Source organism: Flavobacterium sp. SOK18b, from assembly GCF_014156605.1.
GTDB lineage: Bacteria > Bacteroidota > Bacteroidia > Flavobacteriales > Flavobacteriaceae > Flavobacterium > Flavobacterium tiangeerense.
This window is the reverse complement of record NZ_QKNZ01000023.1, coordinates 40,460-59,254: the sequence shown is the minus strand read 5'-3', so window position 1 is coordinate 59,254 and position 18,795 is coordinate 40,460. Positions and strand designations below refer to the sequence as shown.

At 34.1% G+C, this 18,795-nt stretch carries 12 protein-coding genes, 1 tRNA gene and 1 pseudogene; 5 read left to right on the top strand and 9 right to left on the bottom strand.

The genetic code is table 11. The annotated features are described in order from the left end of the window. The first annotated feature begins 202 nt into the window (after positions 1-202). The 3 genes and pseudogenes from DNC80_RS05570 to DNC80_RS05560 all read left to right on the top strand — a co-directional run bounded on the left by DNC80_RS05570 (position 203) and on the right by DNC80_RS05560 (position 1,626). Positions 203-967, top strand: coding sequence for a DUF4369 domain-containing protein (locus DNC80_RS05570; protein WP_182649936.1), 765 nt, complete (start codon positions 203-205; stop codon positions 965-967). 18 nt (positions 968-985) lie between these two features. After that, positions 986-1,372, top strand: a pseudogene (locus DNC80_RS05565) (TlpA family protein disulfide reductase); the annotation flags it as partial. Positions 1,373-1,545: 173 nt separating this feature from the next. Then, positions 1,546-1,626, top strand: a tRNA-Tyr gene (locus DNC80_RS05560). A gap of 146 nt (positions 1,627-1,772) precedes the next feature. Here the strand turns inward: DNC80_RS05560 and DNC80_RS05555 are convergent. Beyond that, complete coding sequence (locus DNC80_RS05555) at positions 1,773-4,901, bottom strand: TonB-dependent receptor (protein ID WP_182649932.1); 3,129 nt, start codon at positions 4,899-4,901, stop codon at positions 1,773-1,775. 180 nt (positions 4,902-5,081) lie between these two features. Here DNC80_RS05555 and DNC80_RS05550 point away from each other — a divergent pair, with 180 nt between their 5' ends. Further along, positions 5,082-5,414 (top strand): helix-turn-helix transcriptional regulator, encoded by a 333-nt coding sequence (locus DNC80_RS05550; protein WP_182649930.1) that lies wholly within the window; start codon positions 5,082-5,084, stop codon positions 5,412-5,414. 82 nt (positions 5,415-5,496) lie between these two features. Here the strand turns inward: DNC80_RS05550 and DNC80_RS05545 are convergent, their stop codons facing one another. From DNC80_RS05545 to DNC80_RS05510, 8 genes are all read right to left on the bottom strand, one after another. Then, the gene (locus tag DNC80_RS05545; RefSeq protein ID WP_182649928.1) at positions 5,497-6,228 is read right to left on the bottom strand and encodes a rhamnogalacturonan acetylesterase; all 732 of its coding nucleotides are present in this window, start codon (positions 6,226-6,228) and stop codon (positions 5,497-5,499) included. Between the two features lie 7 nt (positions 6,229-6,235). After that, a complete protein-coding gene (locus tag DNC80_RS05540; RefSeq protein WP_182649926.1) occupies positions 6,236-7,582 on the bottom strand; it encodes a glycoside hydrolase family 28 protein in 1,347 nt (448 codons plus the stop codon). Positions 7,583-7,795: 213 nt separating this feature from the next. Further along, positions 7,796-8,815, bottom strand: coding sequence for a pectinesterase family protein (locus DNC80_RS05535; RefSeq protein WP_255493170.1), 1,020 nt, complete (start codon positions 8,813-8,815; stop codon positions 7,796-7,798). A 44-nt stretch (positions 8,816-8,859) separates the two neighbouring features. Further along, positions 8,860-10,047 (bottom strand): glycoside hydrolase family 88 protein, encoded by a 1,188-nt coding sequence (locus DNC80_RS05530; protein WP_182649922.1) that lies wholly within the window; start codon positions 10,045-10,047, stop codon positions 8,860-8,862. A gap of 20 nt (positions 10,048-10,067) precedes the next feature. After that, positions 10,068-11,027 carry a DUF4861 family protein gene (locus DNC80_RS05525; protein WP_182649920.1) on the bottom strand — a complete coding sequence of 320 codons (960 nt, stop codon included), beginning with the start codon at positions 11,025-11,027 and terminating at the stop codon, positions 10,068-10,070. Positions 11,028-11,144: 117 nt separating this feature from the next. Next, on the bottom strand, positions 11,145-12,800 hold the full coding sequence (locus tag DNC80_RS05520) for a RagB/SusD family nutrient uptake outer membrane protein (RefSeq protein ID WP_182649918.1): 1,656 nt from the start codon (positions 12,798-12,800) through the stop codon (positions 11,145-11,147). A gap of 11 nt (positions 12,801-12,811) precedes the next feature. Further along, a complete protein-coding gene (locus tag DNC80_RS05515; RefSeq protein ID WP_255493169.1) occupies positions 12,812-15,952 on the bottom strand; it encodes a TonB-dependent receptor in 3,141 nt (1,046 codons plus the stop codon). A 34-nt stretch (positions 15,953-15,986) separates the two neighbouring features. Beyond that, positions 15,987-17,432: a glycoside hydrolase family 28 protein gene (locus tag DNC80_RS05510; RefSeq protein ID WP_182649916.1), complete on the bottom strand. Its 1,446-nt coding sequence runs from the start codon at positions 17,430-17,432 to the stop codon at positions 15,987-15,989. Positions 17,433-17,738: 306 nt separating this feature from the next. Here DNC80_RS05510 and DNC80_RS05505 point away from each other — a divergent pair, with 306 nt between their 5' ends. Continuing rightward, entirely contained in the window at positions 17,739-18,767 is a 1,029-nt protein-coding gene (locus DNC80_RS05505; RefSeq protein ID WP_182649914.1) for a LacI family DNA-binding transcriptional regulator, read from the top strand. Positions 18,768-18,795: the final 28 nt, after the last annotated feature.

The following is an 18,795-nucleotide window of genomic DNA, read 5'->3' as shown; positions in this document are numbered from 1 at the left end:
CAATAAATATATCCCTATTTATATTTCCAGTAACAATTAAGAAAAAACACTAAAAATCTATTCATAAAATAGAATAAAACTAAATTTTGGTAAGTTGCTACTCAAAATAAATTGAATTATAACAAAAATTTAGGCAATAAAATTATTTATACTTTGATAAATTTAAATACTTTTGCACACTTAACTCAATTAACTATTTATAATGAAAAAAATAATTTTATTACTTTCTGCAACTGTTGTCCTAATTTCTTGCAGCAAAGTTGGGAAAGATGAATACTTGATTACAGGTACAGCTACAGGTGTTGATAATGGTAAAACAATTGTTCTAGAAACTCAAGATGCTACTGGAATGATGCTTGCGAAAGATACTGTTAAAGTTGAAAATGGAAAATTTGAGATGAAAGGTAACATCACTGAACCTGCTTTTTATACCTTACAATTAGAAGGAGCTCAAGCTAAAATACCATTTATCTTAGAAAATGCTGAGGTAACTATTGCAATAAACAAAGACAGTATTCAAAAATCTAAAGTTTCAGGTACATATAATAATGATGAGTATATGACCTTTAATGAAGAAATCACTAAGGTTCAAAAGAAACTTATGGATTTTCAAACCAAAAACATGGCAGCCATGAATACTGCACAACAAACAAAAGATACCGTTGTAATCAATAAGTTGATGCAAGAGTTTTCTAAAATTCAGGAAGAAGTAAATACTGCTTCAAAAAACAAATATTTGACTTATGCTGAAACGCACCCTAAATCATTTATTTCAGCTTTGATTATCCAAGGAATGTTAAATGATCCTTCAACTGATGTTGCAAAATCAGAGAAATTATATAATGGTCTTGAAGAGTCATTGAAAAAAACAAAACCTGGAATAGCAATTAAAACTAAAATTGCTGAAAGAAAAGCTCCTGCTGCTGTAGGTGCTGCTCCTGCTCCAGCAATGCCAGGAAGTAACTGAAGAGCAGATTTTTCAGCATCAAATCCACAAGGAAAAATAATTTCCTTGAAGGAAAGTTTAGGTAAAGTTACAATTGTAGATTTTTGGGCCTCATGGTGCGGACCATGTCGTCAAGAAAACCCTAATGTAGTTGCTTTATACAAAGAATTACATGCTAAAGGACTAAATATTATTGGTGTTTCTCTTGATAAAGATGCAAAAGCTTGGAAAGATGCTATCGCAAAAGACAAGTTAACATGGAACCAGGTTTCTAATTTAAAATTCTGGGATGAACCTATCGCCGCTCAATATAAAGTAGAATCTATACCCGCTACTTTTATACTAGATGCATCTGGTAAAGTAGTTGCAAAAAACTTGCGTGGCGAGGCTCTACGAGAAAAAGTACTAGAACTTTTATCCAAATAAATATACTTTTTTGAAAAAATAAAAAAATCTCCGTAATGGAGATTTTTTTATTTTATTCAATACCAAGTGATTAAAAAAAATAGCGAAATTAAGTTCAAAATTTGTTTGGAAACTTAAAAACTGTTGTTATATTTGCACCCGGTTAGCACAACGAGTTATACTTGTTAAGTCTTGGGGAGATACTCAAGCGGCCAACGAGGGCAGACTGTAAATCTGCTGTGTAAACTTCGCAGGTTCGAATCCTGCTCTCCCCACTAAAGCGTTGCATTTGCAACGCTTTTTTTATGTTTTATCTTTACCTATTATTTCCTGCCTAATTTTACAATTCTTAAAAAAAAGAATTATCCATACGTTACATGAATAATTCTGTTGGCTCATTTTAGAGTTTAAAAAATCACTCTTACAAGAAATGATAACTCACACTAAGTTGACCCTGCCATCTTGAATTTAAATTATCAACTAACCAAGGAGTACCTTTTGGATTTTTAAATTGAAAAACGGGTTGTTGATTTTCTATTCGAACAAAATCAAGCAAAGCATAACCTGAATTGTTAATATTAGGAACATAGACTTGAGTACCCCAATTTTTTGAAACTAGGTTGCCTACATTAAATAAATCAAGCGCAAACTCTACTTTATTTTTAAAAAGTTTTGTCTCATACATGAGTTTTAAATCTACTTGATGATTCCATGGTGTTCTTGCCGCGTTTCTATTGGCATATTTACCTCTGTTTTTACTCAAATAATCATTGTCATTGATGTATTCATTAAGCTGCTGCCATTGTTCAGCTCCTGATACAACAACAGTATTATTCCTATCTACTATATTTTGAAGTTTAATTTCCGATTGATCTCTGGGAATATAAATAATATCGTTCTTGGCTGATCCATCTCTATTAATATCTCCTTCATAAACAAATGTAAATGGACTCCCTGATCTACCGTTGTATAATAATCCTACTTTAAAACTGCTCGATTTGAAATGAATATCATAAAAATGATAGGAAACAATTTTATGACGCAAATCAAAATTTGATGCAGTAAGTTCTGGTGAATTGGCTACTAAGGCTTGGTTCCATTCAAAATTTGCTGCATGTGAATTCCTATTGGTGCTTGAAATGTCTTTACTCACTCCGTAAGTATACCCTAAAAATCCATTGTAATTGCTTTCTGTTTTAGTAAGCCCTAGAGTTAAGTTGTATCTATACCCTTGAGAAGTATTAGTCAATAAAAAAACATTTGTGAAATTAGGATTGATTTTAATGCTCTCTGCTGAGGTATTGTAATACGGACGTTGATCTGCTCCTAAAAAATTACTTTTTTGATCCTCTCTCCTATTTATGGATTGAAACAACAACCCATCTAAAGTTTTAGTATAAGTAGCCTCCAAGTTTAAAGCAAAGTTATTTTTTAAAGTTACATCAAGCGCAATGTTACTTTTCCAATCACGTGGTAAATTAAAATTAGTGTCTACTAAATTTACTTCGGTCAACTTTCTATTTTGTAAAGACTCTAATTGGCTTAAATCCTCATTAATATTTAAACTGGTTGTGGGACGATAATCAATGTTAAAATATTTAGTTCCTGAAATGTAATATTCATAAGCATACCACACAAAAGGCATTCTTCCAGTAAATAAACCAGAACCGCCTTTTAAATTGTATTTTCCATCTTTATCTATAGTATAATTAAAGCCAAAACGCGGATTAATTATTGGTGTACTATTAATTTTATTTTGATAACCTGCAAACTCTGGTGTACGTTGAATTTCATCAGAAACAGGAAAAGCGGTAGGCGTATTTTGCCAATCTAAACGTATTCCAGCTAAAATATTAAACTTTTTTGAGAGTCTAATTTCATCTTGTAAATAAACACTACCTAATACAACTCCATAATCTGCTGATGGTGTCTTTTTATTAAACTCAAAATCGTTATTCTCAATATTGTACACTCCACGAACACGATTGGGTTGATCTGCCAAGAAACTAGCTACAGAGTTGTATTGCCACCTACCATTGAAAGCCGTTAAAAAGCGATATTCAATACTATTAATTTCAGATGAAACTCCAGCGGTAAATTTATGATTTTTGTGATAATATGTAAGATTATCTGTAAACTGAATAGTATTTAAACTTAAACCATAAATAGAAGCTTCTCTATACGTTCCTGCAAAAACAGTATTTGAGGTATTGTCAATAATTTCTAAATGAGGAAAAACACGACCTTCATAAGTCCGATCATCATTTACCGTTGATAAAGAAACTGTCATTTTATTTGAAAGCTGATTTGTGAATTTACTTTTTAGCTCTGCTACAATACTATTTGTAGTAGAATTGTGCCTGTATCCTTGATTTGTAAAATTAAAAACAGTGGGAGTCCATTCTAGATTATCAGCATAGCCTTTAACAAAATTATTTCTCAACGTTAATTTATGATCATCACTAATGTTGTAATCTAACCTTAAAAAAAGTTTGGTATTCTTGCGCTCTATTTGGGCATTGAGTGCAGTTCCTGGATCATAATTATATTTTGTTTTAAGTCTATCAGCTATAAGGGCAACCGTTTCAGCAGAAATATTGGAAGTTATACTTCCAGGAGCATTAAATACCGTTTCATTTCTATCGGCCAATTCTGCATTAAAAAAATAAAACAATTTATTTTTAACTAGGCTTCCGCCAATACTAAAACCGTAGGTATAGTCATTAAAAGCTGCTTTTTGTTGCTTAATACCATCAGCGTAAGTACCTACTAAATTTCTATTTTTCACAAAGGTGTAGGCAAGACCAGTTGTTTTATTCGTTCCACTTTTAGTAACTGCATTGATGCTTGCACCTGTAAAATTCCCAAAAGTTACATCAAATGGGGCAGTTTTTACAGAGAGTGCACTTATGGCTCCAAAACCTATAGGTTGCGTACCTGCTAAACCTCCTGGAGTTCCTGAAGCAGTTGATCCTGCTGCACCACTCGCTGGCTCTTGAAAGCCTAAAACATCATTTGTAGCGCTCCCATCAATAGATAAATTATTAAACCTATAGTTAGCCCCTCCAAATGAATTTAGGTTTGCCTCTGGTAGTAATCGCGTAGCATCTTGAATACTTCTATTTGCCGTAGGAAGGTTCGTAATTACATCTATTTTTAAACGCTTTTCATTTCCTTTTTTAGACTCAGCATTGTTTACAACTACTACTGATTGCAATACTTCTGCTTTTGCAAAAAGTATAAAATCAAGTTTGGTAGTTTTACCTAGTTGTACTTGAATAGCATCTGAAAGTAAGGTATTAAACCCTTCCGCTACAATTTTCATTTCATAATCATACGCTGGCTGTAACTGATTGAATTCATAATACCCATCTGCTTGTGATTGCGTTGCATATTTTATTCCTGTTGATTTTTGAACAATAGAAATAGTAGCAAATGGCAAGGTATTATTTTGCTCATCTGTTATGGTTCCTTTTACTATTCCAGTAGTTTCTTGAGCGAATAATAATCCTGAACAAAACAGAATTAAAAAAGTGAAAATGTACTTCATTTTTATAAAATATAGATTTTATAAAACTACGTAACTAAATGTGTTTAAGTTTTAATAATTTATCGTATTTTTACGATTATACTTCATTAAAATCAACATAAAACACTGAATAATAAAAACTTACACTGAATTAATATTTTTTATAATGTCCAAACTAATTATCTATAAAACACGATTAATATGAAAGGAAATAACAATTTTAACAGTTTAGATCTAGAACTTTCACAATTGGCAAAATGTTTATCCCATCCTGCAAGAATCCAAATTATAGCCATACTCTCAAGACATAAGGATAGAACCTGCAAGGAAATTGTGGCCGAGTTACCCTTGTCTCAATCTACCGTTTCTAAACATTTAAAAGATTTGCTTGAAGAAAATCTAATATGTAGAAAATTAAGTGGGACACAATCTTTATATACTCTTGAATGGAATAAGCTTGAACGTGTTTTTACCATTTTTGAACGATTTAATAAAAAAACGATGGTTCACCGCCCAAAAAGAAATTGTTGTTAAAATAAATCAAACAAATTTTAAACATCAATTTACAAGCAACACTTCCTGTTATATGGGATAAAACATTACGGTTTTATCTGGTTTATTTCACTTCTTTGGATAAGCGAATGTGGAGTGCTTTTATTTGTTGCGCAGCAATTTTAGCAATTTCTGTGGCTCCTTTTATAGATAAATGGGTGTTGTCATCGATTCCTTTTGGGAAATAACTGTTTTCTCCCGCGGTAAAGTGCAGATGTAATTCTTTTGATTTTTCTACTCCGTAGGATTCTTCCAAAAGTTCTGTATAGTATTGCATATCGATAAAAGGAACTCTATATTCTTGTGCTACGAGCCTTAATTCTTGAGTATAATCGCCGTGTGAATCAATCAAAACACCTTGTTCATTGAAAGTTCTTCGGGTAATGGAGGAAAACAAAATAGGAGTTGCACCTTTTTTTCTTGTTTCTTCTACAAAACGAATCAAATTGTGTCTATAGCTTGTGTGCGGGTTGGTATAACGAGTTGGGTCGGTTACTTTGCCATCGTTGTGACCAAACTGTATAAAGACATAATCACCTTTTTTGAGTGAATTGTATACAGCGTCCCATAATTTTAGATCAATGAAACTGCGTGTACTTCGGCCATTGACGGCATGGTTTTCTATCACCACATTGTCTGAAAAAAAAGACGGTAGCATTTGTCCCCATCCTCTTTCGGGGTTTTGTTCTGGGGCTACTTTGTTAGCCATAGTCGAATCGCCAATGGTGTAAATGGTCGTTTTTTGTGCCCAACCGCTTAGGGTGATGCAGGCAATTACTAGGAAGTACTTTTTCATTTTAATGTTATTTTACGGAGGTTGGAACTGTAGCTTTTTCTCCAATAGTGACTTCGTTCAGCACGACATTTTCAGCGTTTTGGCTTGAAATACCATTTTTAGCCCATTGGATATGAATGTTATTAAAGAAAATATCTTTTATTTTTAATTCAGGATAGCCTTGAATCACAATGCCGGTTTGTGTAGCTTTGTTGCAAACGATATTCGAAAAATTGATGTTGCTAATCCTTGAAGCAAAACCACTACCTTCTCCGTGGTAGTTGGAAGTTATATGCAAGGCATCTTCTACCTCGTCGAGTTGTAAATTGTTTACAAATACATCTTTGATATAGCCACCACGGTCGGCATTGGTTTTTAGGTAAATACCTCTTTTGAGGTAGCCAGTTGTCTTGCAATTTTCTACAAAAATGTTTTGAATTCCAGCCGACATCTCGCTGCCAAGCACAACACCATGAAGTCCCTTAAAATTGCAATTTCGGATGACAATATTCTGGCTTGGAGTGGCACTATTGGCTCTTCCTTCGTGGTCTCTTCCTGATTTTATGGCGATGTTATCATCGGCATTATCAAAAGAAATATTTTCGATTAGGACATCACTAGCATATTCGGGATCAATTCCGTCGTTATTGTTATTGAATGCTTTGTATTTTAAACCTCGAACCGTAATGCTTTTACTTTTTAACAAATGAATGCACCAAAATGGTGAATCTTCTATTTGAACATTTTCGATAAGTATATTTTTCGAGTCGATGAATTGAATAAGTTGCGGTCTCAAGTAATGTCCTTCTCCAAAAACTCGGTCTTTGACGGGAACATTTTGATGATTCATTTCCCTACTCAAAAGTTGGTCTTTCTTTTCTAGCGGTTTCCATTTGATCCAAGTGTTTTTGGCTTCTCCATCGATAATTCCGTTTCCGGTAATGGCAATGTTTTCTAAACCAATTCCATAAATCAATGGACTGTAATTATATAGCATTGTTCCTTCCCAGCTGGTCAAAACTAGCGGATAATCTTTTGGATTAGAACCAAATCTGATTTTGGCACCGTCCTCTAAATGCAAGCGAACATTGCTCACAAAATGAAGCGAACCTTGTAGTGTATAGACACCTTTTGGGACAATGATTGTTCCGCCGTTTTTCTTTTTACAAAGCGCCATTGCTTTATCAAAAGCAGGTTTTGCATTGCTTATTGAATCTCCTTTGGCTCCTATTGCAGTCACTTTTATGGTGAATGGAGGAATGATGGGTAAAACGATACTATTTAGGATAGCATTGACTTTTTCTATGGGAAAAGGCGCGTTTTGTGAACAACCACTTAGGCTGATGCAGACGAAGAATAACAGATATTTTTTCATTTTTGGTGGTATTTATTATTATTTTTTCACGCTGAAACCAAGAGTACAATTTCTTGGCTGCTAGCCCCTATTGCTTCGCCAGTTCACTATCGCTCTGGTGTAGTGGAAATCTTTTTGTGCCGGTCCCGAAACTTCGGGATGGCACAAAAGATTATAACGGATAGCGGGACTTTATTTCCTGAAAAGCCCTTTGTTACCGCTCCTAGAAATTAATTATTTAACGGTTAGGTACCAATTTTTTATTTTGTCACTAAGAATGGTTTCAATAGTATACTTTTTAGCTTCTTTTTTGGTGAGTTGATGCGACCACGGGACTCTTTTTTGCGGTTGAAAGCCAGAACCAGAACAGTTGTATTCGGCATAAAGGCTGGTTTTTTCGGCTTCGGGTTTTGACCAATTGTGCCATCCTTGCGGGAGAATATGGGCATCCATCGTGCAATCGATGAAAACGGTTTTCGCATAGATGCGCCAAGGTCTGCCTAAATAGACTTCTTTGACACTAGCGTCTGCCGTGAGTTTGCAGTTTTTGAAAACGTAGCCAAAAGTGCTGTCCTGAGGCGTTGAAGCTGCGGTGATATAAGAATCTTTTTTGCTGTGCAGCGTGCAGTTTTCGAACAAAACTGTAGCATCGCCAAAAATAAAATCGGTGGTGCCCTCGATGTAGCAATCTTTGAAATAGTTTTTGGTTCCCTCGCCTGAGGTGTAAAGCGTGTCCTGGTTTCCTAAGAGATTGCAGTTTTCAATTTTTACCCGATTGGCGTTTACATGGAGCGCAACAGCTTGTCCGACCTCGCCCGAACTATTTTCGATGGTTAAATTTTGAGCGATGAAATCGTTTCCTTCGACTAAAACGGTGTAGGTGTGAAAGGTGCTGTTGCGTCCCACATTCACTTTTTTGAAGTGATCGTCAAAAGTAATGATAGTGTTCTCTTTGCTTTCACCAATGAGGGAAATTTTGGTATTCCAAGCGTGGATTTTTACTTTTTCGTAGTATTTTCCGTTTTTGATATAGATTATAATGCGCTGATCGGGATAGGAACGAGCCGCATTAATGGCGTCTTGAATCTTGGTGAAATTGCCAGATCCTTTAGCATCTACCACAAAATAATTTTCATTGGTTTGTACTTCTACCTTTACTACTGTACTCGTATTTGGGATCTCGCTGGAGCTTTGAGCCAGAATATTTATATTAGAAACAAAAATACAAACCATAACATTTATAATTCTTTGCATGTACCTCATTTCAAAAAGCATTATAAAAAATTAATATGATGAACTTACTTATTCAACTCTAAAGCAGCTAAAATAAAAGGCCCAGTTGCTTTTGGGTCGTTGTCTTTTTTCTTTTCGTTTACATAGTACTCAAAAGAGCCATCTCGGTAAGGATTTCCACCAAGTCCAGCCACTGCACAGGCTTGAGTGATGATTACTTCGCCATTTGAGCCAATTTTAACCAAATTTCCTGTAAGACCATTAAAAGCTTTTTGAGCAATCTTTTTGTATTTTTTGCGCAAGTATCCCTTATTTGCTCCTTTTGCAAAAGCATAACTAAACATTGCCGTACCAGAGGCTTCTAAGTAATTTCCGCCTTGATTTCCCTTATCTGTAACTTGATACCAAAGTCCTGATTCATCTTGAAAAGGAACCAATGCTGAGGCCAATTGGTTCAAATAACTTACTAATTCTTTATGTTTTGGATGATTTTTGGGCATATAATCTAAAACATCCACCAATGCCATGGCGTACCAACCCAAAGAACGAGACCAGAAATTTGGGGACGTTCCAGTCGTTTTATTGGCCCAAGGCATTTGTTTGCTTTCATCCCAAGCATGATAAAGCAATCCAGTTTTAGGATCGCGATCATTTTTTTGAATGAGTTCAAATTGTTTAGCGATGTCATCTAAACTTTTTCCGTTTTCGAAAGTCATGGTGTATTGGATATAAAAAGGCTCTCCCATATACAATCCGTCCAACCACATTTGGTTAGGATATATTTTTTTGTGCCAAAATCCACCACTCGGAGTTCTAGGTTGTTCTTCGATTTGTTTTCTGAGCGTTTGTAATGCTTTTAGATATTTTCCCTCTTTGGTTTTACCATAAATATCAAATAATAATCTACCAGCTACTACCATATCAATATTGTACGAATCAAATTTGTAGCTATCGATAGTCCCATCGTTTTGGATGAGTTTGTCTACATATGATTTTATGTATTCGGTATATTTTGGATTGGGATGTTTTTTATTCAATTCTTCCATTGCAGTCAAAACCAGTCCGTGAACATAATCCCATTTTGGAGAAGTCGCATGATCTATCATATACGATTCTTGGTGTTGTAGCATTACGGTAGCGGCCATGCGCTCTGACCATTTTAGTTTTGGAGATATGGTTTGCGCATTCATAATACTAGCTTCGCATACTCCTAGAACAATTATTAAAAGGGTGATAAAACTATTTTTTCTCATGATTAAATTGTTCTTTATGATTAAATTTTGCCTTTTTTGTTGAGTTCGATTAGTTTTTCGTCCAAATATTTTATAAAAGCTTCTTTATTTTTAATTCCGTCTTTTTCCTGTTCCCAAGCACCTAAAAAATAAAACGTTACGGGTTGAGTTGAAGGATTAAAAATTAAAAGATGATCAAATTCTGCATTTACTTCAGATTCTATTGTACTCACTTCGTAGAAAATGGCCATTCCTAACTGATCAGGAACAAGAGATTGTTTACCATAAGTAGCTAAATAAGCCCATCTTTTGTTTTGACTTACTTTTTTGAAGACTTCTGTGTTTTTTTGTTTAACAATTCCAGTACAAATTCCACTTATTGCTTTAGAAGCTTGGATAGTATGTTGAGTATGACGTTGATTTGGAGCAATTGTTAATCGAGAAGTGAAATCAATTTTTTCTCCCGCTGTTTTCCATCCATAGTATTGAATAGATACGCCAGAAGATTTGGATTTATTCTCCACATTAGCAAGTGTAGAATCGACTTCATAAAAGTGTAATCTTTCATTGTTTAAATATCGGTCTATAGATCCTATACCGATACCTTTACCTGCTTTTAAAATATCTGAACCCCAATCACTCATTTCGTGATAAGAATCAAAACCATCTTGACCCACTTGTGGCAAAACGATTGCTTCGGTTTTTTTTCCAAAAATATCAATGGCATTTCTCCAATCTAGATACAAACGGTATCCAATTTTGTTGCTTTCCCAACCTGGACCTTCGTAACGAATATCAAACGAATGATCCGTATGTTCCGGCGCAAGTTTCAACTTTTGAACGTTTTTGAACGTACCACCGATGTATTTTCGACCTTCCCATTTTCCGCCTTCTTTCACAGATATTTCAGCGTATGTTTTTCTATTTTTATGAGGATTTTGTGCTAGTGTAGAAAGGGAACTCAGCAAAAAAACACCTAGTATTATTTTTATATTTTTCATAACTGTCTTTAACTAAAAAAATGATGAAATGTAAGAGAAAAAGGAGCTTGATACAAACATCAAACCCCTTTTTTTAACAAACTCAAAAAAAATTATTGAACCAAAATCTTTAAATTATTAATAAGCTGGATTTTGTGGATAATTGGTACTTCTATTCAAATCTAATACCGATTGTGGTATTGGTCTTAAAACTTTCAAATTCCCATTTTTTCCATTAAAAACAGCAGCACTAGTTATTTTTGGGTTGTATAAAACCGTTCTAGCTACAAGAGTACCAGTACGTTTTAAATCAAACCATCTGTGGTACTCACCCAGTAATTCACGACCTCTTTCGTCAAGAATAGTATTAATATCAATAGTTGTAAGCACTGGAATTACTCCTGCAGTTCCTCCACCAGCTCTTCTTCGTACTTCATTAAGTCGTTGTAAAGCTGTTGCAGGATTACCCGCTTTCAAATACGCTTCGGCAGCAACTAAATACGTTTCACCTAAACGCGATATGATAAAATCTCGGGTACTTACTCTGTTATTAGTAGCTGTTCCGTAAGGTGCCGTTGGATCATCAAATTTACGAACTGGAATTGTCGCATAATCCGCACTAACATTAGATGACGATGCGAATGTTCCCCAATTGTGGTATCTAAATGTAGCTGCATTTTGATATCTTGGAGTATTCGCCGTTTTCCAAGCAGCTCTGTCAGCTAATGTGAACCAGCTAGGCTCATAAAAGTCAGTTATTTTTAAAGTTGATTTATCAGTCACCTCATAAAAAGCATAATATCGCGTATAAATTTCGGTCATAAAAGAACCTTCCCAACGACGATCGCCTTTTTCGAATAAAGATAATGCATATGGTGTAGGTAACAAGGTGTAGCTTCTGTTTGGATATGGATTTCCAGTTGCTGCAGGTCCTAAATAAGGTCCAAAATAATACCCTTGGGCATTTCCTAAAGTTGTAACTCCAGTTGAATTTGCAAGTGGTGAAAATTGAACCGAGAAAATAGTTTCAGCATTCATTTCATTTCCTGGTCGAACAACGTTATCAAATGACACATTTAACTGTTGACCACTAATTACTTGGTCAGCTAATGATGCAGCTGTTGCAAAATCATTTGAAGCTCCAAAAGTTTCATAACCTCGTGTCAAATATACTTTTGCAAGCAAATATTGAACTGCTCTACGATTAACCCTTCCTGTGTATCCGCCAGTAGCAACTGCAGGCAAAGCCTCTGTTAAATCCTTTAAAATTTGTGTATATACCTGTTCAGCAGTATTTCTATCAAATGATTGAACTGGACTTTTAAAATAGTCAAGAACAAGAGGCACACCACCATAGGTTTGAACTAATAAAAAATAAGCATTAGCACGTAAAAATTTTAATTCCCCTACTCTAGTATTTAAATTTGTGTTTGGAGCAGTTAATGGAGCAAAATATAAACCTGTATTGGCTTGCTGTATTGCGGCATAACACGTTTTATACAATTGATCTACTCCATCCGATGTCGAATCTAAATTAGCATATTTACTCAATCCATCAGGTTCCATGTTCCTTCCTTCAGAATATAAGTCGGTACCCGCCTCAAACAACCACGGATTACCCCCATAAATATCTTTTAGCATGAAATAATTGGTATTTACTAAAGCTTCAAATCCAGGATTGGTTAAGTAAAACTCTTCTGGATTTCCCAAAGATCTGTTGTCTTCCTCAATAAAAGAGGAACAAGAATTCATTGATAATGCTAGAATCCCTATAATTACTATAATTTTTTTCATTTTAATTTAATTTAAAATTTTAAACTTACTCCCATTTGAATAGTAGTAGATGCTACACGATTGATTGCTTGTGACGCTGTAGCCCACTCTGGATCATATCCCTCATAATTTGTAAACACAAATGGATTTAAAACATTTACATACAATCTTAAATATTTAATTTTCAATTTTTCTAATAATTCGTCATCAAAACTGTAACCAAATGACATGTTTTGGATTTTAACAAATGAAGCGTCTTTATAAAAAGCAACATCATTATTAGTATAATACACACCAGCAGCTCGTGGCAAAGGATTCGTATTTGAAAATTGTTGCGGAATACCTGCGCCGTTTGCTGGTACGTACCAATCTTGAAGATCTAATTTTTGGCGTCCACGATCATTCACATCTGCAAAGTTGTTGTGAAAATCACTAAAAACTGTCATCCCTTGATTTGCTATTAAAGACAATCCAAAATCAAATTGATGCACTTTTAATGAAGTAGAAAAACTTCCTGTCCACTTTGGATCAAAATTACCTAAAATCGCTCTGTCGTTGTTCCCATCTATTCTTCCATCATTATTTAAATCTTTTACACGTGCTTCACCCGGCAATTGATTGTAAATTGCTGCTTGAGCTCTTTCGCTCTCTTGCCAAACACCATCAAAAACAAAATTATAATATGAATTAATATTTTCACCTAAGAACAAATTATTTCCCACATCGCTCACCTCTTTTTGGTTGTAAATAGAAACCAATTTATTTACGTTTTTAGTGAAAGTAAAACTTGTCTCCCAAGTAACATTTTTAGTTTGAATATTTTTAGTAGAAAGAGCAACCTCTACACCTTTATTGCTTACAGATCCTACATTTGAAGTAATGATAGGAATTCCCATTTCTAAAGGAAGCGCTTGTTGAAACAACAAATCATCCGATAATCTATCATAAACATCTACACTTCCCGAGATTCTGTTTCTTAAAAACCCAAAATCCAAACCAAAATTAGTCTCTCTTGTTCTTTCCCAAGTAAGCTCTGGATTTCCTAAACTTGAAGGAATAAAACCATTGCTTAAAGTGGTACTATTGTAATCATAAAAAGTTGAATTTCTTAGTACACTCAAACTTGAATAAGGTGTAACATTATCGTTACCTGTGTATCCTAAACTGGCTCTCAATTTTAAATTACTAATGAAAGAAACATCTTTTAAGAAACTTTCTTCATTTACCTTCCATCCTACTGCAACCGATGGGAAAGACGCCCATTTGTTACCTTTGGCTAATACTGATGAACCATCGGCTCTTATAGTACCAGTTAATAAATATCTTCCTTTGAAGGTATAATTCAATCTCGCCGCATACGAATTTAAAGTGTTTTTAAAGAAGTTTGAACGAACATTATACGTGTTTTGAGGACCTGATCCAAGATTGTTAAAATCAGTATCAAATGGGTTTTCACGAGAAGATAAAAAAGAAGTTTCGGTTGTATTACTGTATAAACTTTGCAATCCTAAAAAGTTGAAAACATGATCCGTATTTAAGGTATAATTAATATTAAATTGATTATCCCAAGTATAATTGAAATTTTGAAGATTGTCAATTTCTCCTGAAAGTAAATTTTTATTCGCTATTCCAATATTAGTTAATGGACCAAAAGCTTTACCTCTTTTTGAATCTAATTTACCAGCTGAGAATGTAGTTTTGAAGGTAAGCCAACTAGTAGCTTTGTACTCTGCAAAAACATTACCTATCGTTGTCCAGTTAACACGTTGATCTGTTGAATTTTCAATTTCAAGCAATGGATTTATAGATCCTGTTTTATTGATAGCCAAAGTACCGTTTGGATATCTTAATGTTCCTGGCTGTAACGCCAATGTTCCAATGATTTCATTACCTGCCGCATCAATTGCCCAAGGTGAAGTAAATGGATTTTGTCTAAAAGCTTCTTGCATAGCGGTTGGGCTACCTAGTTGCTCATCTGTTTTTGATAAAGTTAAATTTACCCCTAAACCAAATTTGCTATTAACTTGATGATTTATACCTGCTTTGAACGTATATTTATCAATACTTTCATTTTGAACGTTTCCTGTTTCTTTTTGTTGTCCTATTGCTAAGTTGTAAGCCATCCCCGATTCTCCTCTACCTGAAATAGATAAGTAATTATTTTGTGTCATAGCACCTCTCAAGACTGCATCAGTCCAGTCAAAAGTTTGGTTTCTAGCAACCCTTTGTAATAAAACATTGTTTGTCCCAGTAGCTCCTACATTAGCAGTCAATAAAGCTGGAGTTATACTAGCATAGTTAGGTACTGTTGAGGAAAGTGATGTTGGCAAAAAAGCCGCTTGATGGTAGCTCCACCATTTTTCCCCACTCATAAATTGTGGTAATCGTGCCACTTGCTTGTTTCCATATGAAGTTTCATAAGAAACATTGATTCCTGATTTTGCACTAGCGCCACCTTTTGTAGTAACAATAATTACTCCACTAGCTCCTCTTGAACCATATATTGCTGCAGAGGAAGCATCTTTCAATACATCCATTCGTGCAATGTCCTGCGGATTCAAAAAATCCATATTATCAGTAGGAACACCATCAATAACAAATAAAGGCTTTGAACCGTCTTTATTAATAGAATTAGAGCCACGAATAACAACATTAAAACCATCCCCTAATCTACCTGAGTTTGATGTTACTTGAACTCCTGCAATTCCTCCTTGAATGGCTTCTAGAGGATTAGTAACATTTCTTTCAGTAATTTTAGCCGATGATAAAGTGTTTACTGCACCTGTTAAATCCGTTTTTTTTACGCTACCATACCCCACAATCACGACTTCTTTCAAGGATTGAGATTCCTCAACTAGAGTGATTTTTACAGTACTTTTTCCTTTTACATTTACTTCCTGAGTAACAAAGCCTACAAAACTAACCTGCAACACTGCAGTTTCCTTAGTTAATTTTATATTGAAATTTCCAGAGAAATCTGTACTTGCGCTATTACGTGTTCCTTTTTCAACCACATTTACACCAGGCAATGTCAATCCAGCAGCGTCTGTAATAGTTCCTGAAACAGAGGAAGGTTGCTGAGCCTTCATCTCCTGAACTGTAAACAAGCTCAGTAATAAGAAAAAGGCAACATAACATACAGAGCCTTTTTTTAATAAATGTCTGAAATTCATAATTTAATAATTTGGTTAGTTAGTATAATAAAATTTAAATCTTTGTTGGTGTGTTTACTTTTACACCATTGATATAGGTATTGGTTAGTTTAAGCCCCACCAGATTCTCTATGGAAAAAGCTTCTTTTACTTTTATAATTTTTACATTTTTAAAAGTCACATTTTTAATAGGAGATTGTTCATATCCTTTGGCAAGTATACCATACATTCCACCGTTTTGGACTGTTATGTTTTCTAAATGTATATTTTGAATTTGAGGGATAAAAGTGCCTGGTTTAGCGCCATAGACTTCATAAAACATATTAAGTTTTAAAACCGCTTCTTTAACCTGGCCTACTTTTAAATTTCTAACAAAAACATTCTCTATTAGCCCACCACGATTTGAATTCGTTTTAATTCGAATTGCTCGCTCTAAATTTGGACTGTCCATCACACAATTTTCAACAAAAACATTACTCACTCCTCCGGATATTTCACTGCCTATAACTACACCACCATGTCCATCAATCATCTTACAATCTTGCACAATTATATTTTGACTTTTCATTGCTACACGCCTACCATCAGCATCTCTTCCTGATTTTATAGCAATACAATCATCTCCTGTATTAAAAACACAATTCTTAATTAATACATTCTTAGAATATTCAGGATCACAACCATCATTATTAGGACCATGACTCTCTACCGTAATTCCATCAATGGTAACATTTACTGATTTTATAGGATGCACAATCCAGAAAGGAGCATTTATTATTTTCACATCTTTTAAAAGCACATTTTTACAATCAAAAAACTCCACAAAACTAGGTCTTAAGTAATGGCCTTCGCCAAAAATACGCTCTTCAACAGGCACTCTTTTTTCAGCCAAATCAATCAATCGCAATCGGTTTAGAGGATCGTTTTGATTGGGTTTTCCTTCTTTCCATCCATATTCTTTTTTAGAACACCACCACCACCAATTTTCATTATTGGCTTGACCATTTAAAACTCCTTTACCCGTCACGGCAACGTTCTTTTTTTGATATGCATAAATTAATGGAGAATAATTCATTAATTCAGTTCCTTCCCAAGAGGTATGCACCAGCGGATACTCTTTTGGGTTTGTACTAAACACTATTTCTGCACCTTGCTCTAAGTGTAAATTAACATTATCCTCAAGATGAATAGGCCCCGTTAAAAATTTACCCGCAGGTACAATTACTTTCCCACCACCATTCTTTGTACAAGCACCAATTGCTTTTTTAAAAGCCTCACTTGCATTCATTACCCCACCAGATTGAGCACCAAAATCAGTAATAATGTAATTTTTATTTGGAAATTGAGGAGCCTGAATACTATCTAATATCAAAGCCATTTCTTTCCATGGATTTAAACCTTCAACTTCTTTTGTTTTAGTTGTGGAACAAGATAATAACACTAAACTTACTAAAGCGATAGATAAGAATAACTGAACTGTATAAGTGTGTTTTACTGTCATTTTATTTTTAAAAATTAAAAAATGCGTATACTTATTAAATACTGTAATCAAGTAATGCAATCGATTACACAAACGTATATATTTATTTTCATTTTACCAAAATTAAAATCATAAAAATAGCAGTACTATAAAAAAAAGATTGTTTTTATTTACTTAATGCAATATATTATCATTTAAATTACATTATAAACAGGTGTACATTCGTGAAAATGAAACTAAATTTGGTTTTATACAATCGATAACATAGCTGTATTATTAACAAAAAAGTATTAGTTTTACACCATCAATATAAACTACTGATTCCCAATGAGTGAGAAAATAACAATTTACGATATCGCAAAAGAGCTCAACATATCAGCAGCCACTGTATCAAGAGCTTTGAATAAAAATCCAAAAATTAGTGAGTCCACCATTAAGCTTGTTCTAGATACTGCCGAAAAAATGAACTACAAGCAAAACCGACTTGCTCTAGCTTTGCGCAGTGGAAAAAGCGGAAATATTGGTGTAATTGTTCCTCGTATCAATACTAATTTTTTTGGTTCTGTTATTCGTGGTATCGAAGAAGAACTTCACCCTAATAAATACAACGTAATCATTTGTCAAACTCATGAAGATGAGAATAGAGAAATTGAAAACATAAACACCTTACTTGATGCACAAGTAGATGGTATAATGATTTCTATTACAAACGAATCAAAGAAAAATGAAAAAATAATTCATAGGGTTTTAGAAAAAAAAGTACCCTTAATCTTTTTTGATAGAAAAAAAAATATAGATGGCGTAAGCTCCATTACTATTGATGATTTCAAAGCGGGTTATATGGCTACTAAACATTTAATAGATCAAGGATGTACGAAAATTGCACATTTGAGTGGTGATCAATCTCTTGAAATTTATGAAAATCGTTTTAAAGGATATCAAAAAGCATTACTAGACCATGGATTTCCTTTTATAGAGGAATATGTTATTCGTTCTAAAAGTAATTTAGAAGAAGGAGCATTGGTAACCAAAACATTATTACAACTAGAAACACCTCCTGACGCTATATTTTCGGCGAGTGATTTTGCTGCATTAGGAGCCATACAAGAATTAAAAAGTCAAGGTTTTACTTTGCCACAAGATTTTTGTGTGGTGGGTTTTGGAAACGAACCTTTTACAAAATTCATGGAACTCTCTATTACAACCATAGATCAATCTCCCCAAGAAATGGGTAAAATGGCTGCAAAAGTATTTTTAGAACAAATGAATACTTCAGATAATGTTAAAATTGAAAAAAAGATTGTTCTCAATCCAATATTACACATCAGAAAATCTTCTTTAAGAAATCAGGAATAAAAAAACGGATGTTGCAATTAAGCAACAC